Consider the following 25,694-nt stretch of genomic DNA (forward strand, 5'->3'; position numbering starts at 1 on the left):
TTCTGGGAGACGCGCGCGGGAGCGGACCTCACTGGCTCCACCGGCAGCCCGCAAGTTTTCGGTCTGCCTCGACTCCTCTCCAACTCACGGCAAGCCCCACGTCCTCGGCTCAAGCTCTGGCGCAGTGTCGACCTGGCCGACGAGAACGTGAAGTTGCCCCGGTTTCGTGGAGTCCCACCTGCTGTGCGAAAAGGGTCCCACGATGCCGAAGTCACGCCCCCCATACCCGCCGGAGTTCCGAGAGCGAGTCGTCGAGCTGATGAAGGCCGGCCGGTCCGGCAAGAGTCTCGCAAGAGAGTTCGGCTGCACCGAGCAGAGCATCCGCAACTGGAAGAAGCAGTTAGAGGGGAGCGGCAGTGGCGCCCCCAGCAGCAACGGCGAGAGCAGGCCAGCTCCCAGGGCGAGCAGTGCCGCCTCGGATGAGCGCGCCGAGCTCGAGCGGCTGCGGCGCGAGGTTCGGGTGCTGCGTGAGGAGCGTGACATCCTAAAAAAAGCTGCGGCCTGGTTCGCGCAGGAGTCCGTGGCGACGCCCAAGCGGCGTACCGACTCGTGAAGGCGAACCAGGCCGTCCACGACATCACGACGCTCTGCCGTGTCCTGGAGGTGTCCGAGAGCGGCTATCACGCGTGGCGGACGCGCCTGCCCTCGAAGCGCGCGGTCGCAGACGAGGGCCTCAGCGAGCGCATTCGCGCCATCCACGCGATGAGCGACGGCACCTACGGCGTGCCGCGCATCCACGCCGAGCTCGCGGCGGAGGGCGTGCACATCGGCCGCAAGCGTGTCGCCCGTCTCATGCGGGCAGCGCGCATCGAGGGAGTCAGTCGCCGCAGGTGGTGTGTCACCACGACGCGCGACGAGCGCGCACGCCCTGCGCCCGACCTGGTCGACCGCAAATTCGTGGCCCCTGGACCCGACCAGCTCTGGGTTGCTGACATCACGTACATCCCGACGCACGCCGGTTTCCTCTACCTCGCCGTCGTGCTCGACGCATGGAGCCGCAAAATCGTCGGCTGGGCCATGGCTGGCCACCTCAAGACGCAGCTCGTCGTGCAGGCACTCGACATGGCTGTGGGGCAGCGTCAGCCCCAGAGCGTCGTGCACCACAGCGACCAAGGGACGCAGTACACCTCGATTGGCTTCGGGCTGCGGTGCAAGGAAGCCGGCGTGCGCCCCTCCATGGGCAGCGTCGGCGACGCGTACGACAACGCGATGTGTGAGAGCTTCTTCGCCACGCTCGAGTGCGAACTGCTCGCACGCCGTCGCTTCACGTCTCACGCCGAGGCGAGGATGGCCGTCTTCCGCTTCATCGAGGGCTGGTACAATCCGCTCCGGCGGCACTCCGCGCTCGACTACGAATCACCCGCTGGTTACGAAAAGAAGCACCGCGCTGCCGCTTGAGGGAGAAAGCGCGGAACGCTCCGCAGAACCGGGGCAACTTCAACGAGAACGTAGGAGCGCAGGTCCACTCATGACCGGATTCCCGCGCTTCAACGAGAACGTAGGAGCGCAGGTCCATCCATGACCGGATTCCCGCGCTTCTTGGAGACCATCAACACGCTCCGCGTCCACCGTGTCGCGCGACGTGGCCGCGACGGGTGGCAGGAGGAAGTACCGAGCGTGGCGTGCCGAGGAAGGCGCTGAGCGCAGGGCGCGTCGTCCCAAGCACCGCAAACTCGCCGAAAGCAGCCCGCTGAGGGACGAGGTGGAGCAGTGCCTGGCCCGGCGCTGGAGCCCCCAGCAGATTGCCGCCAGACTGCGCTCGGACTTCCCCGAGCAGCCCCACATGCGCGTGTCTCACGAAACCATTTACCGCTCGCTCTTCGTGCAGGCACGAGGCGCGCTCCGCAAAGAGCTCGCCGCCTGCCTGCGTACAGGCCGGACCCAGCGCCGGCCCAGCAAGCGCAACGACATGGGCGGCCAGCTGCGCGACATGGTGATGCTCAGCCAGAGGCCACCGGAAGCTGAGGACCGCGCCGTCGCGGGCCACTGGGAGGGCGACCTCGTCATCGGCAAGGCAGGCAAGTCCGCTGTCGGCACCCTCGTGGAGCGCCACAGCCGCTATGTGATGTTGCTCGAGCTGCCGCACGGCCGGACGGCAGAGCGCGTCCGCGAGGCGCTGACAGCGCAGATTCAGCGGCTGCCCGAACACCTGCGCCGCTCGCTGACGTGGGACCAGGGCAAGGAGATGGCCGAGCACGCACGCTTCACCATCGACACGCAGGTCCAAGTCTACTTCTGCGACCCGCACAGCCCCTGGCAGCGCGGCAGCAACGAAAACACCAACGGTCTCCTTCGCCAATACTTCCCAAAGGGCGTGGACCTGAGCGCCCTCTCTGGCAAGCAACTCGACGCCATCGCGCATGAACTCAACGGGCGCCCGCGTCAAACACTTGCATGGCGAACGCCTGCCGAAGTATTCGCATCAGCTGTTGCGACGACCGATTGAGAGCGCCCCCTCAACAACCCTCCCATTCGTCCTATGCGTCGTAACCCCGCGAGAACACGGGACCGTAACTTTTGGGCGCGGGCCGGGTTCATGACTCCAGACGCAGACAGCCGGCACGAACCGGAGTGGACACATGAAGAAGCACATCCTGGCGGTGGTGATGGGTTTCGGGCTGATGGTGGCGCTGCCGGCGAGCGCGGCGAAGGCGGAGCGCCGGCAGGCGACCCAGCAGGCGCGCATCATCGACGGCGTGAAGAGTGGGGAGCTCACGGGGCGCGAGGCGGTGCGGCTGGAGCGTCAGCACCACGCCCTCCAGCGGGAGCTGCGTCGGGCGCGACGCGACGACGGTCGCCTGGACGCGAGGGAGCGGGTGCGAATCAACCGCGAGCAGAACCGGCTCGACCGCCGCATCGCCCGGCAGAAGCACGACGCACAGTCGCGGTAGTCGGGGGGTGCGCTAGCATTGGCGGCTTCTCGAGAAGAGGGGGGAGCTGTCATGCGTGCGTGGTTCATGGGCCTGTGTCTGCTGGTCGTGCTGGGGAGCTCCCGGGCGGAGGCGAAGAGTGTCGCGCTCATCTGGAAGGGGGCGAAGACGCAGGCGGACGCGGAGGCGCAGCGCTCGGCGTGGAGTGGTATCGAGGCGGTGCTGGAGAAGACGAAGCTGGAGCTGCCCCAGGGGTATCCGAAGCTGGTGCGCAGCGACACGCTCGCGGGGCTGAAGCCGGGCTTCTGGGTCTGGCTGGTGGGCGTCTGTGAGGCCGCAGACGCGGCGAAGGTGCTGGAGCACCTCAAGGCGCTGGCGCCGGATGCGTACTCCCGCGAGGTGGAGGTGGAGGCGGTGGACCGCCAGTGCCCCAGCACCGAGGGTGAGCCGCTGGTGGCGCGCGACGAGAAGCTGGCGCTGCCGAAGGGGTTGAAGCTGCGCGTCTTCACCCAGGACGAGAGCGGCGCGCCCGCTCCGGACGAGGAGTTCGGGGACACCTTCACGCAGACCCGCTACTTCTTCCTGCTGATGGGGAAGAAGGGCCAGCTGCTGGGCTCGGCGGACGCGGTGGGCGAGGAGGACTTCACCGGGGACGTGCGCCAGGGGCCGTCGGGGTATCGCTGCACGCTGGAGGGAGTGACGCGCTCTGGAGCGAGCTCGCTGGTGCTGACGCGGAGCTGCAGCGCGGGCGCGGCGGAGTGTGGCTCCGTGGCGAGCGGCGATGACGTCACCACGGTGACGGTGAAGGGCGACACGCTGACCAGCGTCACCAAGCGCCGGAACAAGCAGCGGGCGGAGTGCGACTGAGCCTGCTCGCGGGTGCGCGGTGAAGTACAGGGGACGCCGGGTGCTCGGGTGAGCGCCTCGGCGTCCCGGGTGTTTCAGGGGCTCAGGTCGCGGGGGCCTTGGCGCGGAGGAGCTTCATGAACTCGCGCATCCAGGCCGGATGGTCGGGCCAGGCGCGGGCGGAGACCCTGTGTCCGTCGACGACGGCGGCGGAGTCGACGAACTCCGCGCCGGGGCTCACCCAAGAGAAGGCGGAGCCGGAGGAGAAGAGCCCGTCGTTTGCCGCGACGTTGGAGGAGCCGAAGAAGGAGTGCACGCCACGATTGGACTGGGCGGGGCTGCTACGCAGGACGTTCGCGCTGGACGTGTGGGCCTGCGTGAGGTGTGGCGGCAGGCCTCCGGTGCTGGCGTACCTGACAGCCCCCTGTGGGGTGAGCGCCATTCTGGCGCACCTGGGACAGCCCTCTGAGCCTGCGAAGCTGGCCCCAGCACAGCACCCACCGCGGTTGGCGGGGTTGTGAAGCTCCAGCAGTCGCCCTGCTCCAGATGCTCACGCCCCTGCTGCCCCCTTGCTGGAGGGGCGTCTGGCTTGGCGTGTGCCCAAAGCAGGCCGCACCGCCTCTTCCTCGGCTTGGCGCACAGCTCGGCGGCACCCGTCAGCGGCCCTCCTCGACCCCTCTTCATCAGCACTCACCCTCAACAACCCTCCCATTCGTCCTATGCGTCGCGAACGGCAGCTACGCCACCATGCAGATGGAGTCGAATGACCAGACGGTGTTCGCCTCGCAGCACCTGCGCCCGGCCCTCAACGCGGCGGGTTTCAATGGGGTGAAGCGGCTCGTGTGGGACCACAACTGGCACTACGGCGCGGGCCCCGCGGGCATTCCGCATGAGGTCATGGCCTACAATAACGGTCAGGCTCAATCGTCCGTGGCCGGGGTGGCCTACCACTGCTACGAGAGCCCCGAGGGCAGCTACACGGTGCAGTCCGCCTTCCGCGACGCCTACCCGTCCAAGGAGGTCCACTTCACCGAGTGCACCGGCGGCGCATGGGCGACGAACGCCGCGGCCAACCTGGAGCGCTCCCTCCTCCGCTCCTGGTAGAGCATCGACGGAGGGAGGGTCATCGCAACCCCATGCAATTGCACCGCGCGCAACACCTTAAGGCAATTCGCTGCGTTGCGCCATCAACGCGAATACGCTCCTGGTCCGAACCAGCATTGACTGGGCGCAATAAATGCCATCCACTAAGCCCATACCCATTCCGGAAAAAGTCGGGCACCAAGTCATGCCAGATCAAACGGCCAACCCAGGTGATGTGGTCCCCCGAGAAAGCGCAAGTTCGGAGGCCTTGCGTAATGCCAAGCGTCCGGACGCACCGGTTCGGACCAGTAGCTATATCATTTACGTGGACCTACCAGGGAACAAGGACGAGATGCTCCTGGTCCACGGCTACTCGGGCGCCTATGACAAGGTGACCCGTCGGGTCGCGGACTACCTGCGCTCCCGATCTGGCGCCGTGCCCAAACCCCTCTTCGGTGAGTGGAAGGAGGAGCAGCCGCCCGCCGAGGCCCAGGTGGTCAAACCTTCCGAACAGGTCATCGAGGTGCTCAAGCGTCGAGGCTATCTCACGCAGATGACGCATGCAGAGGAGGAAGCCTTCTTTTCCAAGGTGGCCGGCAAGCTGCACCAGATGTCGGTCAACACGATGCCCAGCTACATCTTCATGCCGACGTACCAGTGCAACCTGCGCTGCCCCTACTGCTTCCAGGACCACATGCGGACGAACCCCGCCTTTCGCCATCTGCTGCGCATCATGCAGCCGGAGATGGTGGATCGGATCTTCGCCGCGCTGCCTCGAATCGAGGCCGGTCATGGCATCCAGCCAGGCTCGCAGCAGGCGCGCAACATCACCTTCTTCGGTGGAGAGCCGCTGCTGTCCGAGAGCCGTCCCCTCATCGAGTATGTGATGCGCAAGGCCCGGGAGCTGGGAAGGGCCAACTTCTCCGCCATCTCCAATGCCACCGAGCTGGATGCTTACACGGACCTGCTGGGGCCCGAACACATCTCTCATATCCAGATCACCCTCGACGGCCCACAGCGCGAGCATGATCAACGGCGCATCTACCCAGATGGCTCGGGCTCCTTTGAGCGCATCGCCCGCAACATTACCCTGGCCCTGGAGCGGGGCACGAAGATCGGTGTCCGCGTGAACGTGGACAAGAACAACGTCCACCAACTGCCGGAGCTCGCCGAGGAGTTCCACCGGCGGGGCTGGGAAGGGCATCCAGGCTTCTCCGCGTACGCAGCCCCCATCAACGCCAGCAATGGCAAAACGGACGAGAATTCCATCCTGGGTTCCTGGTTGCTTACCAAGACGCTGGGAGAGATGCGTGATCAGAACCCGCGCATGAACCGGTTCGGAGGCCCGGACGATGGCCTCAGGGAGAAAGTGCGGCGCATCTTCGAGCGGCACGAGAACCCTCTCCCCAGCTTCCGGACCGAATTCTGCGGCGCGCACAACCGCATGTACATCTTCGATGCCTTCGGGGACATGTACGCCTGCTGGGAGCGCACGGGCGACCCGAAGATCCGCATCGGCAACATCCAGGAGGACGGGAACGTCTTGACGAGCAAGACACAGACGGACCTGTGGCGGACCCGCACCGTCACGTCCAACCCCGTCTGCCGCCAGTGCCGCTTCGCTTTCTACTGCGGAGGAGGTTGCGCCATCCTCGCCGAGGCACAGAACGGCGAACTCCACTCGAACCACTGTGATGGATTCTCCAAACGATTTCGCGCGAGTGCCGCCGAGGCCTATGCCGCTCATGCTTCGGGCGCAGAGTCCGTGGGCAACTCAGATCGCGTCTGCGACCTCTGAGAAGTCCTGTCGCGCGTAAGGAGCAGTACCCCACAACGCAAGGAAAACGACCCCAACATGAGCGTGAAAGAGAAGCCCGACGTAGCCGTCCTGCAGGCCGAGGAGATCGAGAGCCTCAACGTCGACAACCTCGACATCGAGGAACTTGAGCGCCGCATCGAGCTAGCGGGAACGCTGCCGTTCGCCGCGGATTGCTATGTGAACTCCAGCCTCTTCGGCGGCTCGGCGCAGAGTTCCAGCCTGGTCAGCCAGGATACGACTGGTGATGGCGATGGTGGGTTCGGCTGCGGCACCTATGGCAGCAGCTGCGGGACCTTCAGCGGCTGCGGTACCTACGGAGGCAGCTGCGGCACGTACTCCTGATGCAGGCTCACAACCCGCTGTGTGAGCTTCCTGCCTGAAGGCGGGAAGCCGTCTCTTCCGCCGGGACGGATCCATCCACCGTCTCGGCGGCATCCAGGCTGTCAGGAGACCCCGCTATGAGTACGACGAAGCGCCCTTCCGCCTCTCAGGCGGACATTCAAAGCCTCAACATCGATGACCTCGATATCGAAGAGCTGGAGCGCCGCCTTGAGATGGCCTCGCTTCTCGCCCTGTTCTCTGACTGCTACGTCAACACGGGGACCGCGGAGCAGCAGGGCCTAGTCTACGACTCCGGCGGTGAAGCGGGCACCAACTGCACGACCTACTGCTGCCCCTCCAACACCGTACCGGTCAACCCCTGCCATACGTACTCGACCAACTGCTGAAACAGGAGCAGCGGAAGACCTGTTCCGGCTCCCACGCTCCCGAGCTACCAGCGTTGACGCTGGCGCAGCCCGAGCTGTGAGCTTCCCGCCGGAAGACGGGACCGCTCTCTTCCGCCGGAAAGGTACCGTCCACCATCCCGACGGACTTCCGGGCTGTCAGGAGACCTCTGCCATGAGCACGACGAAGCGCTTTGCCTACCGGGCGGGCATTCAGGGCCGCAATATCAATGACCTCGATATCGAGGAACGGAAGCGCCGCCTGGAGATGGCACCGCTCGTCACTCTGTTCTCAGACTGCTACATCCATGGGGGAACCGCGCAGCCCTTGAGACGGGTCCTCTACTGATATGACGGCGACCATCCTGCCGCCCTTCTTGCTGCAGCAGACGGAAGCCGCCGCCGCCACGGTCGCGGAGCTGGGCGAGTGCTGGCCGGAGGCGCTCGGTATGGGGTCGGGCCGACGCTCGAGCTACTTCGACCTGCCCTATCTCTTCCAGCCCGCCTTCCGGACGTTGGAACCCGAGCCCCTCCGGGCGATGGGGGCGTTCGTGCGGCTGATGGCCAGCGCCATCTTCCTGCACGACGAGTTGGCGGACGGGGATGTCCCCCAGTCCCTGGTGGGGCAGAGGACCCTCCGGCTCATGGCGCTCCAGTTCGAGGCCTTCCATTTGCTGCAGCACCACATCCCCGCCGCCGCGCCCTTCTGGGGACGACTCAGGGGCTACTTGGTGGAGCACGCGACAGCAAGCCTGGATGAGCAGCGGTTCAGCACCAGAGAGCGGCCCTGGAGTGAGTACACCGAGGACGTGGCGCTCGCCATCGTACGGGGCAAGAACGGCATGGCCCGTGTCGTCGCCGCGGGACTCGTGGCGCTGGCGGGAGACGAGCACCTGCTGGATCCCCTAGAGAAGACCATCGACGCCTTCAATGTGGCCTCCCAGATGTGCGACGACCTGATGGACTGGAGAGAGGACCTGCGCCGAGGAATCCCGTCCCTCTTTCTCTGCCGCGTCGTCCACGAGAGGCCACGGCCCGCCGAACCGGCTGAGTTGGAGCGGCAGCTGCAACGCGTGGCCAGAGAACTCTACTACCGGGGGCATGCCTCCTACGTCATCAGGACGGCGCTCGAAGCACTCGAGGTGGCGGACCGGTTCCGGGAGCATGTACCGGACGTCCAGCTTCCCTGGTACGCACTGACTGATGCATTGCGCCGGCAGTGCCTGAAGCTTCAGCAAGACATCCAGCGCATCACCGACGCCAATGTCCGGCGTTCCCTCGAGCAGCCAGAGCTGACGCTGGAACTGCCCGAGCCCGATGGTCCCTGGCAAGGCCTGGCCTGGGACGTCCTGCGCTTCCTTCTACGTCAGTGGCAGCTCGGCTTCGGCGAGCTCCGTGCCAGTGTCCAGGGGCAGAGCGGCGGCGACGCCTCCATGGATACGAGCACCAGGGCCCTGGTGCTTGAGGCTCTGTGCGAGGCGGATGCGCACCTGGGTGGAGCCCTCCAGGGTCTCCTGGCGCGAGAAGCGCTCCTGCTTCGCGACCAACTGGGCTTGCTACCGGACCCGTTGAGCCGGGCACGGCTGAGGCGTGCTCTGACGAGGGCCGGCGATGGCGCATGGGTCGAGACGCATGGCCCCACCCGGGACGAAACACGCCCCACCGGGGAACGCGATGACGAGGTGCTGGCGGAGCTGCTGTACACGCAGTGGCTCAAGGCCCCTGCGCGATGCACGGAATCCCTCCAGGGCGGCGCCGACTGGTTGGAGGCGCGGCAGCTTGCCGATGGAGCCTGGGAAGGCCGTTGGAACCTCGGGCCCTACGCCTGCATCCATGCGTGCCTGCGGCTGCTCACCAGGACGCGCCCGGGGTCTCCCGCCATCCGGCGCGCGCTGGGTTTCGTGCGCCGTCACCAGCAGGCTGATGGAGGCTGGGGCGTGGGCGCCCATGCCAGCGATCCGCTCAGCACCGCATTGGCTCTCCTCTGCCTCGCCACGGCCCGAGAGCAGGGCGGCGAAGCGGAAGACCTGGACAGGGCCGCGCGCGCGCGCGCCTATCTGAAGACGGCGCACGAGCCCGATGGAGCGTGGCGTGCCCAACCGCTGCTTCGCGCGGCCCCGGGGACCGAGCGATACCTGGGCAGCCGGACCTTGACCAGTGCCCTCGTACTCACCGCGACGCTGGAGTGGCACCGGCGTGCCGCCCTCACTGCGGATAGCGCAGACCTGGAGCCTTCCACATCATGAGATTCCTCTTCTGCCCCCTGGATACCCATGGCTTCGTGCATCCCGCCATCGGCCAGGCCCTGGCCTTGCGCCAGCTCGGGCACCAGGTCGCCTTCGCCACGGGGCGCTCCCTCAGCCCCCTCTTGGAGCGGCTCGGGCTGGAGCGCATTCCACGCGGCGAGAAGGATGGAGCCAGCTTCTCCGTGGAGAAGTGGTTCCAGCCTCTCGAAGTCGCCATACAGTACAAGCACATTGAGTACGCCCTGAAGCGGTTCCCTGCGGACGTGCTGGTAGGGCAGCCGCTTTCGCTGGGGGCGGTGCTGGTACGGGAGAGGATGGGCGTGCCACTGGCCAGCTTGGGGCTGCTGACCCACCTATGGCCGAGCTCGGAAGTATGTCCGGCCGAACTGACGGAGGCAGAGCGGCGATGGTGGTGGCGGCATGCGGACATGCTGCGTCACTACAACAACGTGCGTGAGCTCTTCCGGATGGCGCCCGTCCATCCAAACCCGAGGGAATCCCCCCTCTTGGGGGATGTCCTGCTGCTGCGCTCGGTGCCAGAGCTGGCGGGGCCGGAGGAAGCCTTCCCAGGGCAGGTCCACCTCGTGGGCGATTGCCTCTGGGAGCCACCCGAGGCCGACCCCGAGTTGGCGGCGTGGTTGGAGTGCGCCCGAGAGGAGGACAGGCCCATCCTCTATGTGCAGCATGGCCGCTCCTTCACCGGCCCCTCGTTCTGGACCCACCTGCAGGAGGCGCTGGGGGACCAGCACGTGGGCGTAGTGGCCGCCACGAGCCGCATGGACCACAGGCCACAGCAGCTCCCAGCCCACTTCTACGCCCGCGAGTTCATCCCCCAGGCCCAGGTGCTGGCCCATGCGCGGGCCGTCGTCTCCAGTGCAACCACTACGACGGTGCTGGGGGCTCTCACCCACGGACTGCCCAGCCTGTTACTGCCTGGGGGGAGCGAGCAGCCGGATGTCGCGGAGCAGGTCGCCAGCGCGGGTGCGGCGATATGCATGCCTCCGGCCAAGGCCACCGCCGAGACGCTGAGGAAGGCCGTCGAAGAGCTGCTCGGTTCCCAGTCCTATCGAAAGAATGCCCAGACGCTTCAACAGGCGTTCGCACGGATGGGCTCGCCGCAGCGTGCCATCGAGATCCTGGTGCAATTGGGGCAGACACGCCAACCGCGCCTCCGTGGCGACGTGCAGCCGACCCCACCCCGAAATGTCTCCCTCGCCGTAGGATGACCGGGCCCATGGACGCGGACCTGCTGGAGGGGATCGAGCAACGGCTCGTGGTCGACACCTCGGAAGCCCACCCCGTTTACCTGATGGTGAGCCGCAAGGGACGCTACCTGCGGCTCTCGGAATCCACCTACCAGTTGCTCCGGCAGCTCGCCCGTGGAGCAACCTTCGAGCAACTGGCCAATGCTATCCGTCAGAAGACGAACCAGCCCATCACCGCAGGAGAAGTGGAGGCCGCATACCGCCGGGTCGCCGAGAGCATCGAGAAGATTGACCGGGAGGCGGACAAGCCCGTCTCGGGGCACTGGATCCGGTTGAGCCTGCTTCCCGCCCCACTGGTGGCCAGACTGGCCTCATGGCTTTCCCCGGCCTTCCATCCGGCGGCCGCAGCGGCCTTGCTCATGGGAATGCTCGTGGTGAAGGTGCTCGTCGTTCCCCGGGTGGCCTTCCACGTGGCACCCGAAGCCTTCTGGATGGGCTATCTGCTGTTCCTCGGATCCTTACTCCTGCATGAGCTGGGGCACTCCAGCGCCTGCGCCTGGTTTGGTACCCGCCCGAGTGACATTGGTTTCACCGTGTACGCCATCTACCCGGCCTTCTACAGCGACGTGAGCTCCGCCTGGCGGCTCAAGCGCTGGCAGCGGGTGCTCGTAGATTTAGGTGGTGTGTATTTTCAGCTGCTCGTCGGCTCGGTCTACGCCATCGCCTATCTGTTTCACCCCTGGGACCCGCTCCAGGTGGCGCTCCTGCTCATCTGGGGAAGCTGCCTGTTCTCGCTCAACCCCATCCTCAAGTTCGACGGCTACTGGGTTGTGGCCGATGCCCTGGGTGTCACGAATCTCGCGCAGCAGCCACGCAGACTCGCAAGACGCATGTTTCAGCGCCTGCGGGGCCAGCCGGTCCAGCCCCTGCCATGGCCCTCGCACATCCTGGCGCTGCTCGCTGTCTACTCGGTGGTGAGCGTCATCTTCTGGGTGTATTTCGTCTCGGCCATGCTGCCTGTCGCATGGCGCTACGCCCAGCACTACCCGGTCCTGGTCACACAACTGGCAACAGGGCTGCGGGACAGAGCGACCGCGCCCGTTGGCAATCTCGTTGGCCACTTTCTCGCGTCTTCGTACATGCTCCTGCTGACCGCCTTGATGCTATGGCGGTGGGGGCATCCAGCGTTCCTGAAGCTCGTGCAACTGGCACGGGGAAGGACGAACTCCCCTGAGCGCGCTCCGGACGCTGTTGCTTCGGTGAATGGACAAGCAGAAATGACGCAAGAGCCACGAGGGCCGTCAGCCGCTGTGCAACATCCTCTGTAGCGCAGGCGCTGGCTGCGAGCCCCTGTGTTGGCGGTCATCGCGGAGCGCGGAAGTCTGGTCATCGCACAAGCAGTTCGGCCGCGCCCCCGACCGAGGAGGCGGGTCGGGAGAGCGGGGCCGACTGGTCGCTACGGGGCGCGGAGGAGCTGTGGGCATGATCCGGTTCGGTGGCTCTCCCGCACTTCGTGTGGACCGTAGGTTCAGACGGTGAGCAGCACTCGACGACGGAGCAGGTCGAAGTTGGCGCGGCCATACATCTGACGCTTGAGAAGCTTGAGCTTCGTGATTTGGCCCTCGGCCTGGGCGTTGCTCCAGGGAGTGGTCAGCGCTGCCCGGACGGCATCGCCGTCCTGTTCGAGGCCCTCCGCAAAGGTTTCCACCGCGCGGACCCCGCACGCACGCGCCTCGCTCAACCACGCTTCGAAGCGTCTACAGGACCGCGTCGGCCTTGCTCGTTGTGAAATGGGCGTGATTGGGCGTGATCCGCTTCAGTGGCTCTCCCGCACTTCGTGTGGTTCCCCTCTGGGGAATAGGCAGACACGACAAGCCGCCAGCGGAGCGAATACACCCTGGAGTGCGGGAGAGCCACGGAACCCGGAAACGCCCATAAACAGCCCCGTCTGGTCCTGATGACGCTCTTGAGAGGTGGGGTCGGGCGCGACGCCTCGGATGTCTCGAAAGACCGCGCCGCACTCACCTCAAGGCTTAAAATCCAAGCCATGTCGCCCTGCGTCTTGCATTCCTTTCCTCCCAAATGCTCTCATTTGACTTGCACGAGGCTGGAGCCAGAACGCGACAGTGGACTCGTGCGTTCAATCCACACGTAAGGGCTTGAGCCCTTGAGGGATGTCAATCCAATGCGGAAGAACAACGTGCTGCGGGGGATGCTGGCCTTGGTTGTCACCCTGGGCCTGGGAACGCTCGGGTGCGGCGGCGCAGAGGGCGCCGAGGCGACGGAACAGCTCAATCCCGGGCAGGTCATCACAGACCTTGGCCAAGGACCCGCCGCATACAAGTTGGCTCCTGGTCAGGACTTGAGCCAGGTCTCGGTGCGCACTCAGGCCGGACCGCTCGCCCGGCTGGACGAGCTGGTTGCCAAGAGCAGCAACGCCAAGGACCTGGACATCGGCAAAGTCACGCGCTGGGTGGTGACGAACTCTCACGAGAAAGCCGCACAGTTGTTCCCTGAATACGAGTCCAGGGTTCGTGACAGCCTCCGGACCGACGTGACGGCGTCCGCCGTGTACTGCGATGTCGTCATCATCATCTTCGACGATGGCTCTGGCGTCATCATCATCTTCTGCTAGTCCCGCCCGGGCGGATGCAGCGAGCATGGTCGCCCTGTACTGACGGAGCGCATCAACGCTGCCTCCAGTGCTTCGTACACGGGGTGCATCCACTTCTCGGCCAGCCGCGCGATGTCTCGCTGACAGCTTCGGCTTCCTGCTTCGTGTCGTCCTCGAAGCGGAGCACGGGATTCTTCGCGCCACGGCCGGAGCCTGTGTCAGCAATTCCGACTCGGCTCCATCCCACCTCGCACAGTCGCACGGGGACCCGCGCGCCGTACTCCTCCGTTGGGGTTTTGCGTGTCGGTGGCGGCCTGTGGCTGGAGTGCACGCGGAGGAGGCGGATGAGGCGCCGAGCGATTCCGCTGGGCGCTGAGTCCAGCGGCCAGGTCGGCGGCGAGCCGGCTGAGGTGGACCGAAGCAGGAGCCCCAAAAACGGAAACGGGCTGGAGATCCGCGAAGATCTCCAGCCCGTCATTCAACAATGGTCGGGGAGACAGGATTTGAACCTGCGACCCCTTGGTCCCGAACCAAGTGCTCTACCAGGCTGAGCCACTCCCCGATATGTCCGTCCGCCGGTGGGTCTTCTTCGGGACCGGCGAAAAGTGCGGGCGGTAATACCCGTGCCCCTCGGCTGAGTCAACGTCCTCGGATCACCTTTTCGTTCCTCGCCCGCTCGCCTGCCCTTCCACGCCCCCCTTCACACCCTTCCCCACCCCTTCCCGCACCCCCCCCCCTTTAAAACTCCCCGACATTCCGGTACTTCCGGATATATTCAGTGATTCCTCTGGGCCGAAAAAGGCAGTGGGCCGTGCAGGTCGAAACGAAAATGCCCCCCGTCGTCCTCATCTCCGATGATGAACCGCTCATCGTGTCGGCCCTCGCCCGGGAGGCGAAGCGGTCCGGCTTGACGTGCATCTCGGACACGACGTCGGAGCGCGTCCTGGAGTTGGCCCGCCTCCACCGCCCCGCCGTCATCATCCTGGACATCAACCAGCACCAGGACGGACGGGACTTGCTCGCCCAGCTCAAGCAGGACCCGTCCACCCGCGACTGCAAGGTCATCATCCTCAGCGGCGTCGAGGACCAGTTCACCCGCCACGTCTGCTTCGAGCTCGGCGCCGACGACTACGAGGTGAAGCCCTTCGACCCCACCTTCATGACCCGCGTCGCCCGGCTCGCCACCACCGTCGCTCGCACCCGCGCCTGAGTCACGGCCGCAGCGAACGGATGGCCGCCGCCCGGTCCTTCGCCCCGAAGACGTAGCTGCCCGCCACCAGCACCGTCGCCCCCGCCGCCACGACGCGCTTCGCCGTGTCGGCGTTGATGCCCCCGTCCACCTCGATGTCCGTGTCCAGCCCGCGCGCGTCGAACATCGCTCGCAGCCGGCGCACCTTGTCCACCGTCGCCTCGATGAAGCCCTGCCCGCCAAACCCCGGGTTCACGCTCATCAGCAACACCATGTCCACGTCCCCCAGCACCTCTTCAATCGAGGACAGCGGCGTGCTCGGGTTCAACACCACCGACGCCTTCGCCCCCGCGTGACGAATCTGTTGCAGGGTCCGGTGCAGGTGGGGGCTGGCCTCCACGTGCACCGTCAGCACGTCCGCCCCCGCCTTCACGAAGGCCTCCACGTACTTCTCCGGCTCCACAATCATCAGGTGCACGTCCAACGGCTTCGTGGCCGCTCGCTTGATGGCCTCCACCACCACCGGCCCTATCGTGATGTTCGGCACGAACCGCCCGTCCATCACATCCACGTGAATCCAGTCCGCTCCCGCGGCTTCGATGTCGCGGACCTCCTCGGCCAGACGACCGAAGTCAGAGGACAGCAGCGAGGGGGAAATCCGAACAGGGCGGCGGCTCATGGGGGCGCTACTTACCCGCTTCCCACCCTCTCCGGCACGGGCTGAATTCCCGGACGTCCACTCGAAAGCAGGAAACCGAGCAGGTCGGGGCTGAAGGCAGTCACCTGGCTGGGCATGTTACAACCTCGACGTCCTGCACAGCCGCAGGCCACGTCGCCCGGAGCCGCCCGGTGCTCTCACGTTCTCCCGCCGTTCCGCAGCCACTCCCCGACCTCAATCGCCGACTGGCGAAGCTCACGTCCATCCTGGACGTCGCCAAGGCCATGAGCGCCGAGCGCGACCTGGACCTGCTGCTCCCGCTCATCCTCTTCGAGGCCACCAAGGTGGTGGAGGCAGACCGCTGCTCGCTCTTCATCCTGGACCGGGAGACGAACGAGCTGTGGAGCAAGGTGGCCCAGGGCTCGAAGAGCGAAATCCGCCTCCCCGCGGGCAGCGGCATCGCCGGTCAGGTGGCCCACACCGGCACCATCATCAACATCCCAGACGCCTACGCGGACACCCGCTTCAACCGCTCGTTCGACATCTCCAGCGGTTACCAGACGAAGACCATCCTCTGCGTCCCCATGCGTGACGCGAATGGCGAAGTGACGGGCGTCATCCAGGCCCTCAACAAGCTCGACGGCCAGGGGTTCAACTCCGAGGACGAGGAGTTGCTGCTCGCCCTGGGGGCCCAGGCCGCCGGCGCGATTGAGAACGCCCTGCTCCACGAGGAGATCAACCGCCTCTTCGAGGGCTTCGTCTCCGCCTCCGTCGTCGCCATCGAAGCTCGCGACCCCACGACGGCCGGACACTCGGGCCGAGTCGCGGACCTCACCGTGTCCCTGGCCCAGGCCCTGGAGCACCTGTCCACCGGCCCCTATGCCCGGACGCACTTCTCCTCCACGGAGATTCAGGAGATTCGCTACGCCTCGCTGCTCCATGACTTCGGCAAGGTGGGCGTGCGCGAGAACGTCCTCGTCAAGGCGGAGAAGCTCTACCCGCATGAGCTCGAGGGACTTCGCGCCCGCTTCCAGCTCGCTCGCAAGGACCTCCAGCTCCAGAGCTACCGCCGCCGCTTCGAGGCCGTGAAGCACCGGGGCGACAAGCACCTGGCGGAAATCGAGGCCGAGGAGACCGAGCGGCTCGGCACCGAGCTCAAGCACCTGCACGAGGTGTTCGACTTCGTCATCACCTGCAACCGGCCCACGGTGCTCGCCCAGGGCGGCTTCGAGCGCCTGCACGAACTGGGACACCTCCAGTTCCAGGACGCCGACGGGGCCTCGCAGCCGCTGCTCCTGCCTCGCGAAATCCAGTCGCTCTCCATCACCCGCGGCACCCTCTCCTCCGAGGAGCGCCGCGAAATCGAGAGCCACGTCGAGCACACCTACCGATTCCTCACCCAGATTCCGTGGACGCGCGCCCTGCGCCGCGTGCCCGAAATCGCCTACGCGCACCACGAGAAGCTCGACGGCACCGGCTACCCCCGCGCCATCCCCGACCGCACCATCCCCGTCCAGTCGCGGATGATGTCCATCTCCGACATCTACGACGCGCTCACCGCCAGCGACCGGCCCTACAAGAAGGCCGTGCCCCACACCCTCGCGCTCGACATCCTCAAGCGCGAGGCCGACAACGGGCAGCTCGACAAGGAGCTGTTCCACATCTTCGTCGACGCGCAGATTCCCCGCCGCGCGCTGGCTCATCCGCCGAAGTAGCGGCCCCATGACGCACGAAGGGGAAGCCCCGACCACGGGCCTCCCCTCACGGTGCTTCGGTTCAACTCAGGCCCTGCCTTCGATTCGACTCCGGCTCAGCCTTCGATGGTGTGCAGCCGCAGGCTGTTGATCTTCCCGGGCTGTCCCACCGGCGCGCCGTACACGATGACGATGCGGTCGCCCTTGCGACCCAGGCCCCGCGCCACCAGCTCCTCACCCACGCGGCGCACCATCGCCTCGGTGTCCTGGATGGGCTCCAGCACTCGCGGCACCACGCCCCACAGGAGCGCCAGCCGACGACGGACCTCCTGGTTCGGGCTGAAGGCCACAATCGGCACCGACGGCCGGTAGTGCGACAACAGCCGCGCCGTCACGCCCGACAGCGTGAAGGCCGCAATCAACGTCGCGCCACTCGCCTTCGCCGCCTCGCACGCCACGCGCGCAATCACATCCGGGAAGTGCGCGGGCAATCCCAACGGCGCGTCAATGGTGCGCAACACCGGCTGCACCCGCTGCGATGACTCCGCCGCCAGGATGATGCGCTCCATCATCTGCACGGACTCGATGGGGAACTTGCCGCTCGCCGTCTCGCCCGAGAGCATCACCGCGTCCGCGCCGTCGAACACGGCATTGGCCACGTCGCTCGCCTCGGCGCGCGTGGGCCGAGGATTATCAATCATCGAGTTCAACATCTGCGTCGCCACGATGACCGGCAGGCCGCGCAGGTTCGAACGCCGGATGATGTCCTTCTGGACCGCCGGGACCTCCTCGGGCGGAATCTCCACGCCCAAGTCACCACGCGCCACCATGACACCGTCCGTCTTGTCCAGGATGGCGTCCAGCCGGGCAATCGCCTCCGGCTTCTCCAGCTTCGCGATGATGGGCACCGTCCGGCCCACCTCCGCCATCGCCTGCCTCGCCGCGTCCAGGTCCGACGGCTGCCGCACGAAGGACAACGCGATGAAGTCCACGCCCGCCTTGATTCCGAAGACGAGGTCCTCCCGGTCCTTCGGCGTCAGCGCATCCGCGCGCACCGCGACACCCGGCAGGTTGATGCCCTTGTTGTTCTTCAGCACACCGCCGTGGATGACCTGCGTCTTGATGAGCTTCTGCTTGTCCGTGTGGAGGACCTTCAGCTCAAGCAAGCCGTCGTCCAACAGGATGCGGTCGCCCGGATTCACGTCCGCCGCCAGGAACGGGTACGTGGTGGACACGATTTCGTCCGTGCCCGGCACCGTCTCGTCCGTGGTGATGTGGAACGTGCCGCCTTCCTTCAGCTCCGTGCTGCCCTTGGTGAAGCGGCCCGTGCGAATCTTCGGGCCCTGCAAGTCACCCAGGATGCCCACCGCCTTGCGCACCTTCAGCGAGGCCGCGCGCAGCTTGGCGATGTTCTCCGCGTGATTCTCATGGCTGCCGTGCGAGAAGTTCAATCTCGCGACGTCCATGCCGTTCTCCAGCAGCGCCTCCAACATCTCCTGGCTCTGACTCGCGGGCCCGAGGGTGCAGACAATCTTCGCTCGTCGCATATGGCTCGGGAGGATGGGTGGCCCTCACGAACGCGTCAAGCACGCACCACGCGTCGCTTCGCTCGGTAAAACGGTAAATGAGCCAGCGAGCAACGGAGCCATCAACCGCGCAACAGCACACCCAGGTTCTCTCGCTCCCACCGCAGCGCCGCCGCGTAGTGCGGGTACGTGCGCTCACGCTCCCGGAAGGCCCTCGGGTGGTGGACGCGACGGCCGCCTCGCCCCGTGCTCGGGAAGAGCTGATGCAGCATCTCGTGGTAGACGATGAACTCCACGAAGAAGGCCGGCACCTCGGGCCTGTCCAGCGCGGGATGGATGCGAATCTCCCGCGTCTGGTGGTCGTACACGCCCAGGCGGATGGACTTGCGCCGGCGCCTCGGAGGCATCCGCCCCCAGCCGATTCGCGCCTGGATGACGTTCTCGAAAAAAGTGGCGTTGACGCTGTTGTAAAGCGCCGTCAGGTCGAAACAGCGCCCCAACGGGTTCAGGTCCGCGTCCGATTCGCGCCGCACCTGGCGGATTCGCGGCTGCTGTCCCCGGATGTACTCGTCCAGCAGCACGCCCGCCGTGCGGTGGCCTCGGCCCGCGTAGTCCGCCACCGCGCGGACGATGGACTCGGGCGCGTCCAGGAACATGTGGTGCAGCCGCAGCTGCAGCGCGTTGCCCCCTCGACGGAAGGACACCATGGTGGAGCGGTTGTCCGTCACCGCCAGCTTCACCGGCATCCCCAATTCCGCGCTCAGCCTCCAGGCCAACGACTCCGCGCGGGTCCACATCTCCTCGCGGGGAGAGGGGACGGTGAGCATGCGAGGCGCTTCCTCGGGCACCCGATGCCGGGGCGGAGGCGGGCGCGGCACGGGCTCGAGTCGCGGAACAACCTCCGCTTCCAGGGCACGAGGCTCCGCGACCGCCGCCGTGGCCCGACTGGCCGCGGAGAGGCCGCGTGGAAACAGGGACATCTGACGGAAAAACTCGGAGGTCACTCGGGGCGCATCGTACCCGGCAACCTCCCGGACTCAAGGCCGCCGGCCTTTGCCCGCCTGCTCTCCGTCAGCCCGTCAACCGCGCCCCACCCCTTCGCGCGGGGGTTCACACTCCACGGGAAGAATTCGTCACGGAGCGGGCACCTCGGTATGACGGGACTTGAGCAGTCGCTCCAGCCGCTCCGCCTCCATGCGCACCACGAAGGTCTTCTCGCGCGTGTACGTCACCTGCCCCTGCGCCCCTCCCTTCACCTTGCGCACGAACTTCACCTGCACGTAGCTCACCTCGCCGCGCGGCTCGCCCTTCGCCCCGGAGTGGTGCAGCGCCAGGTGCGCCGCGTCCAAGAGCACCTCCTGCGTGGGCTCCTGTCCCTTCTCTAGGGGAAGCACCACGTGACTGCCCGGCACGCCGCGCGCGTGGAACCACAGGTACCAGGGCCGGGCCACCTTGAAGGTGAGCGTGTCGTTGTCCTCCGAGCCCCGCCCCACCCAGATGCGAGCGCCCGCGTGGCCCACGTACTCCTTGAAGGGCTTGCCCTCCGGCGTGGCCTCGCCTCCCACCGGCACATGGAGCACCTGCGCCTGCGCGAGCAGCATCGCCTCGTCCATCCGCTCCACCTGCTCCAGCGACAGCTGCGCGTGGGCGACCTCGCGCGCCAGCTCCGCCTCGCGGTGACGCGCCTGCTCCACGCCCCTCAAGAGCCGGCGGTACTGGTGGAAGTTCCAGTCCGCCTCCTCCTTGGGCGTGCGCTTCGGGTCCAGCTTCACCTGGACCTCCTCGGCGCCTGACTCGGTGTACTCGGTGAGGGTGACCTCGGTGGCGCCCCGCTTGAGGCGGAAGAGGTTCTGCGCGAGCAGCTCCCCCGTCCGACGGTGCTTCTCCGCGTCCGGCCCGCGCGCGGCCTCCGCCCTCACCTTCTCCAAGGTGCGCGAGGAGCGCTTGAGGCGGGCGCGGTACGGCTGCGCGAGTCGGCGGCGGATGGACTCCGCGCGGCTCGCCTGGTCCTTGGCGCCGAGCAGCCCCTCCGCCGCGTGGGAGTAAGGGAGCGTGTCCCCCTCGGCGGGCACCAGTCGCGAGGGCGCGAGGCGCGCCTTGGCCAGTGCGTCCGGGGGCAGCGGCTCCGGAGGCGTCCACGCCGCGCCCGGGTAGAGGTTGCGCCGGGGACCGAAGCCCTCGCCGGACAGCATCAGCACCCGGCCCTGCTCACTCAAGAGGAGCAGTCCACCCGGAGAGCCCAGCTCCATCACCAGACGACGGCGCACCTCCTCGCGCTCGAAGTCCAGCTCCACCACCCGCTCCGCGTCGCGAAAGCGCGCCGCCACCAGCTTCGCGCCGGTCAGCTCGTGCCGCAGCCACCGTTGAAAGGGCGCGGGCTCTCCGGGAGTGGGGAAGCGCGTCTCGGCGACGGCCACCCGGGAGAGGTCTCCCTCGGCGCACAGGCACAAGAGGAAGGAGCGCCCGGGGACTCGCAGCTCCAGGTAGGCCAGCCTCGGCAGCGGGCACCAGGCCTTCTGGGCCACCGCTCCCGTCAGCTTCGCACCCACCTCCGCCACCACCTGCTCCAGCTCCGAAGGACGCAGTGACATGGGCCAAACTCCTGTCCGGACAAAAGAAAAACGGCCCGGCGTGTTTCGCCGAGCCGTTCACCGGACGTCAAATACCGTCCGCGAATGACGACGTGCTGCTCAGGACTCCGGGGTCGCCGGGGCCGCCACCGTCTTCGCCTTGCTGCTCGCGCGCTTGCGGGCAGGGGCCTTCTTGGTGGCCTTACGAGCGGTCGTCTTCTTCGCCGCCGCCTTCTTCGCGGTCTTGCCAGCCGTCTTGCGGGTGGTCGTCTTCTTCGCGGCGGTCTTCTTCTTCGCGCTCTTCGCGGCGGTCTTCTTCTTAGCGGCCATCAGAACCCTCCATGTAATTGGCCCCAGTGAACCGAGGGCCTGCACTCTTCTTTTGATGGAGTGAGTGCTTGAAGTGAATGGTACGGGCGACACACCAGTGTGTCAACGCATGGTGATGTATTGCATCGCGCGGCGAGGCCGATTTTTCGGCATCGGGCGGCGCCGGAGGTCGCGAAAGGCGCTTCGCGGACACTTCCGAAGCGATGCGCGAAAACGCGCGCGAGGCCGAATTCTAGGCTCCGGACGCGACGGAGCCCTTCGCGCCTCGCGCCTCGGAGGCGCACTGTCGGGTGCCGCGCACTGGCCTTCGCGGCACTCCGAACTTTTCGCGAGGGAGGGCCGCGTCTACGGTGCGCGGCCACGATGAGGACCTCCGAGATGACCTTCCCCGCGGACTTCACCTTCGGCGTCGCGACCTCCGCGTACCAGGTGGAGGGCGGCATCGAGAACGACTGGGCCGAGTGGGAGCGCGCCGGAAAATTGAAGGAGCCCCACGCCCGCTGCGGGCGGGCCGTGGACCACTGGCACCGCTACGAGGAGGACTACGCGCTGGCCCGCGCCGTGGGCGCCACCGCCTTCCGAATCTCCCTCGAGTGGGCGCGAATCGAGCCTGTGCGAGGGCGCTTCGACGAGGCCGCGCTGGAGGCGTACCGGGAGCGGCTCCTGAAGATGAAGGCCCAGGGCCTGCGGCCGGTGGTGACGCTCCACCACTTCACCCACCCGACGTGGTTCCACCGGGAGACGCCGTGGCACTCGGCCGACAGCGTGGAGGTCTTCCGCCGTTATTCCCGCCGGTGCGCCTCTCTGCTGGAGGGCCTGGACGCGCTCGTCATCTCCTTCAACGAGCCGATGGTGCTGCTCTTGGGCGGCTACCTCCAGGGCGCCATCCCCCCGGGAATCGCGGACGGGGCGCTCACCATGAGGGCGCTGGAGAACATGGTCCGCGCCCACGCGGCGGCGCGGCGGGAGCTCCTGGAGCACCTGGGCCGGGTGGAGCTGGGCATCTCCCAGAACATGCTGGCCTTCGCGCCGGACCGCTGGTGGAACCCGCTGGACCGCGCGCTCGTGCGGCTGGCCTCACCCGCCTACAACCACGCCTTCCACGAGGCGCTCTCCACCGGGAAGCTCCGGGTCAACATGCCTGGGGTGGCCACCACCCGCGCCGACATCCCCGAGGCCCGGGACTCGGTGGAGTTCATCGGGGTGAACTACTACAGCCGCGCGCACCTGCGCTTCGTGCCGCGCCCGCCCTTCATCGAGTTCAAGTACCGCGACACCCGGGGCCGGGGCCTCACCGACATCGGCTGGGAGGACTGGCCCGAGGGCTTCCTCCAGACGCTGCGCGACGTGAAGCGCTACGGCAAGCCGGTGTGGATTACGGAGAACGGCATCGATGACCGCGCGGGCGCCCGGAGGCCCCACTACCTGCACTCCCACCTCTCGCAGGTGCTGGCCGCCCGGGCCCAGGGCGTGGACGTGCGCGGGTACCTCTATTGGAGCCTGCTCGACAACTTCGAGTGGCTGGAGGGCTGGGGGCCGCGCTTCGGCCTCTACCACGTCGACTTCGACACGCTGGAGCGCCGCTCGACGCCCGCCTGCGACTACTTCCGCGCGGTCGCCACCGGCCGCGTGCTCGTGCCGCCGGGCGCCTCGTCCCTGTAAGAACTTCCGCGCCGCGTCAGGCTCGGTGGCTCAGCCGAGCGCGGCGCGGTAGTCGACGTCCTGCTCCTCCGAGGAGGCACCGGAGCGGTCCGCGTCCGCGGCGGAGAAGAAGGCGCGCACCGCGTCCGCCACCGCCTCCGGGGCATCCAGGGTGTTGGCGCGCGCACGGAAGGCGGAGGCGCCCGCGAGGCCGTGGGCGTACCAGCCCAGGTGCCGGCGGAAGGAGCGCACCGCGTTGAGCGGCTCCCCCACGAAGGCCAGGTGCGCGTGGAAGTGCTCCAGCACCAGGGCGCACCGCTCCTCGGGGAAAGGCGCGTCCCCGCCGGCCAGCTCGCGAAAAATCCACGGGTTGCCCAGGGCCGCGCGGCCAATCATCACGTAGTCGCAGCCGGTGGTCTCCAGCATCCGCCGCGCGTCCTCGGGGGTGCGCACGTCCCCGTTGCCGAACAGGGGCAGCTCCGGGAAGTGGCGCTTCAAGTCGGTGATGACGCTCCAGTCCGCCTGCCCCGAGTAGCCCTGCTCCCGGGTGCGCGGGTGGATGGCGAGCCCCGCGCAGCCCGCCTCCTGGAGGGCTGCGGCCATCTGGAGGTAGTTGCGGCTCTTGGCGTCCCAGCCCGAGCGAATCTTGCAGGTGACGGGCAGGCCCGAGGCCTCGCGCATCGCCCGGACGATGGCGGCGGCGCGCTCCGGGTCGCTCAAGAGAGCGCTGCCCGCCCCGTTCTTCGTCACCTTCTTCACGGGGCAGCCCATGTTGATGTCCAGGAGCTGGGCGCCATGGGACTTGCCGACCGCGGCCGCGAGGCCCATGGCCTCCGGGTCTCCTCCATAGAGCTGGAGCGAGTAGGGCCTCTCCACCTCCGCGTCGAAGCGCAGGTACATGAGGGTGCGCTGGTTGGCCCGCATCAACCCCTGGGAGCTGACGAGCTCGGTGGGGCACAGGGCGGCGCCCATGCGGAAGGCGAGCACCCGGAAGGGCATCTCCGACACCCCGGCCATGGGGGCGAGGACAAAAGGATTCGGGAGGGAATAAGGACCGAGTCGCAGCATGGGGCGCGGAGAACCTACCGAAATGAAGAGGAAGCGGTTGCGGGATGTGCGCTACGCACTGCGCATCCGCGCCTCAACGGTTAAGGTCCGTGCCCATGTTCCGCTTTCGACTCGGGAGCATTCCCGTCGACGTCCACCCCAGCCACCTGCTGGTCTCCGCCGTGCTTGCCTACAGCTCGGTCCGCGCCGCGCAGGACGGCTGGCCCTTCCGCCAGGTGTCCGAGGCGCCCGCCCTGGGCCAGGCCAGCGCCATGGTGGTGTTCGTCCTGTCGTGGATGCTCATCGTCTTCGTGTCCGTGCTGGTCCACGAGCTGGGCCACGCGCTGGCCAGCCGCCTCTTCGGCTACCACCCCAGCATCGCCCTCGTCTGGCTGGGCGGGCACACCCTGCCCACCGACATGCCCGGCCCCCTTCCCTGGAAGCGGGATTTGGTCATCACCGCGGCGGGCCCCCTCTTCGGGTTGCTGCTCGGCGTGGTGAGCCTGGTGGGCTACCTCGTCTTCAACGGGCACTCCCCCGCGCTGGACTTCTTCCTGCGCACCTTCGCCGGGGCCAACTTCATCTGGGCCATCTTCAACCTGCTGCCGGTGATGCCGCTGGACGGCGGGCGCCTGGTCTCCACGCTGGCCACCCGGGTGCTCGGTCCCAGGCGGGGGATGCTCGCCTCCCAGGGCCTGGCGCTGTTGGTGTGCGTGGCCGTGGTCGTCTACAGCGTGAACATCGGGTGGCTGTTCCCCGCCATCTTCTTCGCCATGTACGGCTTCCAGGCGTTCCGTTCCCTGGCGGAGCTGATGAGCTCCGGCGGCGGCGCCTCCGGCATCAGCGCCGGCTCGATGGACCACCCGCTGGCGGCGAAGCTGCGCGAGGCGAAAACCTCCCTGGACGCGGGGCGGATGGACGACGCGCGGCGCCTGGCGGGCTCGGTGCTGGAGGGCGGCGATGGCCTCACCGCCGAGCTGGCCAGCCACGCCCACCACCTGCTCGGCTGGGTGGCGCTGAAGGAAGGCCAGGGCCGTCAGGCGCTGGACCACTTCTCCCAGGTGCAGGGACAGAAGGTGGAGCCCCACGCGGTGGCCGCGTCCTTCTCCCTCGTGGGCGATGACGCGCGCGCGCTGGATTGGTGGAAGCAGGCCTGGCAGGCGTCCTCGGACCGCACGGTGATGCACGAGTACGCCGGCACGTTGATCCGCCTGGGCCGCGCGCCGGAGGCCCTGAAGCTGCCCGGCGTGGAGCCCGCCGCGGCCTTCAGCTGCGCGGAGCGGGTGCTCTTCATCCGGGGCGTCTATTCAGAGGCCGCCGCCATGGGCGAGGCCGCGCTCGAGTACGTGCCGAGCGCCAGCATCGCCTATGACGCGGCGTGCGCTCATGCCAAGGCGCGCAACGTGCCCGACGCGGTGCGCCTGCTGCGCAAGGCGAGTGAGCTGGGGTTCAAGGACGGGGCCTATGCCGCCTCGGACGCGGACCTGGCGCCGCTGCATGGCCACCCCGCTTTCGAGGAGTGGTTGACGGAGCTGCGGCAATCCGCCGCCTCCTGACAGAGCGATGACAGGAGGGGGTGTTGATGCGGGGCGAGGCTGCGCACTTTCGGGTGCGCTCCTGCTCCAGCTCAA

At 67.3% G+C, this 25,694-nt stretch carries 24 protein-coding genes, 1 tRNA gene and 1 pseudogene; 18 read left to right on the top strand and 8 right to left on the bottom strand.

The features are described from left to right. The first annotated feature begins 202 nt into the window (after window positions 1-202). The 13 genes and pseudogenes from LZ199_RS28435 to LZ199_RS28495 all read left to right on the top strand — a co-directional run bounded on the left by LZ199_RS28435 (window position 203) and on the right by LZ199_RS28495 (window position 12,122). Window positions 203-1,398, top strand: a protein-coding gene (locus LZ199_RS28435; RefSeq protein WP_253997118.1) for an IS3 family transposase whose coding sequence is annotated in 2 segments (ribosomal slippage) — window positions 203-485 and window positions 485-1,398 — 1,197 coding nt in all. Because the reading frame shifts where the segments join, the coding sequence is not laid out codon by codon here. Between the two features lie 157 nt (window positions 1,399-1,555). Further along, window positions 1,556-2,446: pseudogene (locus LZ199_RS28440) on the top strand (IS30 family transposase); the annotation flags it as partial. Between the two features lie 133 nt (window positions 2,447-2,579). Beyond that, entirely contained in the window at window positions 2,580-2,891 is a 312-nt protein-coding gene (locus LZ199_RS28445) for a hypothetical protein (RefSeq protein WP_253996919.1), read from the top strand. 51 nt (window positions 2,892-2,942) lie between these two features. Next, entirely contained in the window at window positions 2,943-3,737 is a 795-nt protein-coding gene (locus LZ199_RS28450) for a hypothetical protein (RefSeq protein WP_253996920.1), read from the top strand. 116 nt (window positions 3,738-3,853) lie between these two features. Continuing rightward, a complete protein-coding gene (locus LZ199_RS28455; protein WP_253996921.1) occupies window positions 3,854-4,237 on the top strand; it encodes a hypothetical protein in 384 nt (127 codons plus the stop codon). 226 nt (window positions 4,238-4,463) lie between these two features. Beyond that, on the top strand, window positions 4,464-4,820 hold the full coding sequence (locus LZ199_RS28460; protein ID WP_253996922.1) for a glycoside hydrolase: 357 nt from the start codon (window positions 4,464-4,466) through the stop codon (window positions 4,818-4,820). Window positions 4,821-5,151: 331 nt separating this feature from the next. Further along, window positions 5,152-6,597 carry a radical SAM/SPASM domain-containing protein gene (locus LZ199_RS28465; RefSeq protein ID WP_253996923.1) on the top strand — a complete coding sequence of 482 codons (1,446 nt, stop codon included), beginning with the start codon at window positions 5,152-5,154 and terminating at the stop codon, window positions 6,595-6,597. Between the two features lie 57 nt (window positions 6,598-6,654). Then, complete coding sequence (locus tag LZ199_RS28470; protein ID WP_253996924.1) at window positions 6,655-6,960, top strand: hypothetical protein; 306 nt, start codon at window positions 6,655-6,657, stop codon at window positions 6,958-6,960. Window positions 6,961-7,076: 116 nt separating this feature from the next. Then, window positions 7,077-7,346 (top strand): hypothetical protein, encoded by a 270-nt coding sequence (locus tag LZ199_RS28475; protein WP_253996925.1) that lies wholly within the window; start codon window positions 7,077-7,079, stop codon window positions 7,344-7,346. Between the two features lie 172 nt (window positions 7,347-7,518). Continuing rightward, the gene (locus LZ199_RS28480) at window positions 7,519-7,692 is read left to right on the top strand and encodes a hypothetical protein (RefSeq protein WP_253996926.1); all 174 of its coding nucleotides are present in this window, start codon (window positions 7,519-7,521) and stop codon (window positions 7,690-7,692) included. Between the two features lies 1 nt (window position 7,693). Then, on the top strand, window positions 7,694-9,589 hold the full coding sequence (locus tag LZ199_RS28485) for a class 1 isoprenoid biosynthesis enzyme (protein WP_253996927.1): 1,896 nt from the start codon (window positions 7,694-7,696) through the stop codon (window positions 9,587-9,589). Then, window positions 9,586-10,815 carry a glycosyltransferase gene (locus LZ199_RS28490; RefSeq protein WP_253996928.1) on the top strand — a complete coding sequence of 410 codons (1,230 nt, stop codon included), beginning with the start codon at window positions 9,586-9,588 and terminating at the stop codon, window positions 10,813-10,815. Before LZ199_RS28485 ends, LZ199_RS28490 begins: the two co-directional genes overlap by 4 nt. A gap of 8 nt (window positions 10,816-10,823) precedes the next feature. After that, window positions 10,824-12,122 (top strand): zinc metalloprotease, encoded by a 1,299-nt coding sequence (locus LZ199_RS28495; protein WP_253996929.1) that lies wholly within the window; start codon window positions 10,824-10,826, stop codon window positions 12,120-12,122. A gap of 200 nt (window positions 12,123-12,322) precedes the next feature. On the opposite strand, the gene LZ199_RS28500 is transcribed toward LZ199_RS28495, so the two are convergent. After that, entirely contained in the window at window positions 12,323-12,595 is a 273-nt protein-coding gene (locus tag LZ199_RS28500) for a transposase (RefSeq protein WP_456094066.1), read from the bottom strand. Window positions 12,596-12,979: 384 nt separating this feature from the next. Between LZ199_RS28500 and LZ199_RS28505 the strand changes: the two genes are divergently transcribed. Then, entirely contained in the window at window positions 12,980-13,429 is a 450-nt protein-coding gene (locus tag LZ199_RS28505; protein ID WP_253996930.1) for a hypothetical protein, read from the top strand. A 464-nt stretch (window positions 13,430-13,893) separates the two neighbouring features. On the opposite strand, the gene LZ199_RS28510 is transcribed toward LZ199_RS28505, so the two are convergent. Then, window positions 13,894-13,970: transfer RNA gene (locus LZ199_RS28510), tRNA-Pro, on the bottom strand. Between the two features lie 267 nt (window positions 13,971-14,237). On the opposite strand from LZ199_RS28510, the gene LZ199_RS28515 reads away from it, so the two are divergent. Beyond that, window positions 14,238-14,618, top strand: a complete 381-nt coding sequence (locus LZ199_RS28515; protein ID WP_253996931.1) for a response regulator — start codon at window positions 14,238-14,240, stop codon at window positions 14,616-14,618. 1 nt (window position 14,619) lies between these two features. Here LZ199_RS28515 and rpe read toward each other — a convergent pair whose 3' ends face one another. Next, window positions 14,620-15,276, bottom strand: coding sequence for a ribulose-phosphate 3-epimerase (gene rpe, locus LZ199_RS28520; protein ID WP_253996932.1), 657 nt, complete (start codon window positions 15,274-15,276; stop codon window positions 14,620-14,622). 170 nt (window positions 15,277-15,446) lie between these two features. On the opposite strand from rpe, the gene LZ199_RS28525 reads away from it, so the two are divergent. After that, window positions 15,447-16,970: a GAF and HD-GYP domain-containing protein gene (locus LZ199_RS28525; RefSeq protein WP_253996933.1), complete on the top strand. Its 1,524-nt coding sequence runs from the start codon at window positions 15,447-15,449 to the stop codon at window positions 16,968-16,970. Between the two features lie 95 nt (window positions 16,971-17,065). Here the strand turns inward: LZ199_RS28525 and pyk are convergent, their stop codons facing one another. The 4 genes from pyk to LZ199_RS28545 all read right to left on the bottom strand — a co-directional run bounded on the left by pyk (window position 17,066) and on the right by LZ199_RS28545 (window position 21,375). After that, window positions 17,066-18,496: a pyruvate kinase gene (pyk, locus tag LZ199_RS28530; RefSeq protein ID WP_253996934.1), complete on the bottom strand. Its 1,431-nt coding sequence runs from the start codon at window positions 18,494-18,496 to the stop codon at window positions 17,066-17,068. A 101-nt stretch (window positions 18,497-18,597) separates the two neighbouring features. Next, window positions 18,598-19,455: a hypothetical protein gene (locus tag LZ199_RS28535; protein WP_323389904.1), complete on the bottom strand. Its 858-nt coding sequence runs from the start codon at window positions 19,453-19,455 to the stop codon at window positions 18,598-18,600. 153 nt (window positions 19,456-19,608) lie between these two features. Continuing rightward, window positions 19,609-21,066 (bottom strand): NFACT RNA binding domain-containing protein, encoded by a 1,458-nt coding sequence (locus LZ199_RS28540; protein ID WP_253996936.1) that lies wholly within the window; start codon window positions 21,064-21,066, stop codon window positions 19,609-19,611. A 99-nt stretch (window positions 21,067-21,165) separates the two neighbouring features. Then, window positions 21,166-21,375 (bottom strand): hypothetical protein, encoded by a 210-nt coding sequence (locus LZ199_RS28545; RefSeq protein ID WP_253996937.1) that lies wholly within the window; start codon window positions 21,373-21,375, stop codon window positions 21,166-21,168. Between the two features lie 363 nt (window positions 21,376-21,738). Between LZ199_RS28545 and LZ199_RS28550 the strand changes: the two genes are divergently transcribed. Continuing rightward, entirely contained in the window at window positions 21,739-23,037 is a 1,299-nt protein-coding gene (locus LZ199_RS28550) for a glycoside hydrolase family 1 protein (RefSeq protein WP_253996938.1), read from the top strand. Between the two features lie 30 nt (window positions 23,038-23,067). On the opposite strand, the gene dusB is transcribed toward LZ199_RS28550, so the two are convergent. After that, window positions 23,068-24,084, bottom strand: coding sequence for a tRNA dihydrouridine synthase DusB (dusB, locus tag LZ199_RS28555; protein ID WP_256569505.1), 1,017 nt, complete (start codon window positions 24,082-24,084; stop codon window positions 23,068-23,070). A gap of 95 nt (window positions 24,085-24,179) precedes the next feature. Here dusB and LZ199_RS28560 point away from each other — a divergent pair, with 95 nt between their 5' ends. Next, on the top strand, window positions 24,180-25,619 hold the full coding sequence (locus tag LZ199_RS28560) for a site-2 protease family protein (protein WP_253996940.1): 1,440 nt from the start codon (window positions 24,180-24,182) through the stop codon (window positions 25,617-25,619). The last annotated feature ends 75 nt before the right edge of the window (window positions 25,620-25,694 follow it).

This window comes from Myxococcus qinghaiensis, from assembly GCF_024198215.1.
Lineage (GTDB): Bacteria > Myxococcota > Myxococcia > Myxococcales > Myxococcaceae > Myxococcus > Myxococcus qinghaiensis.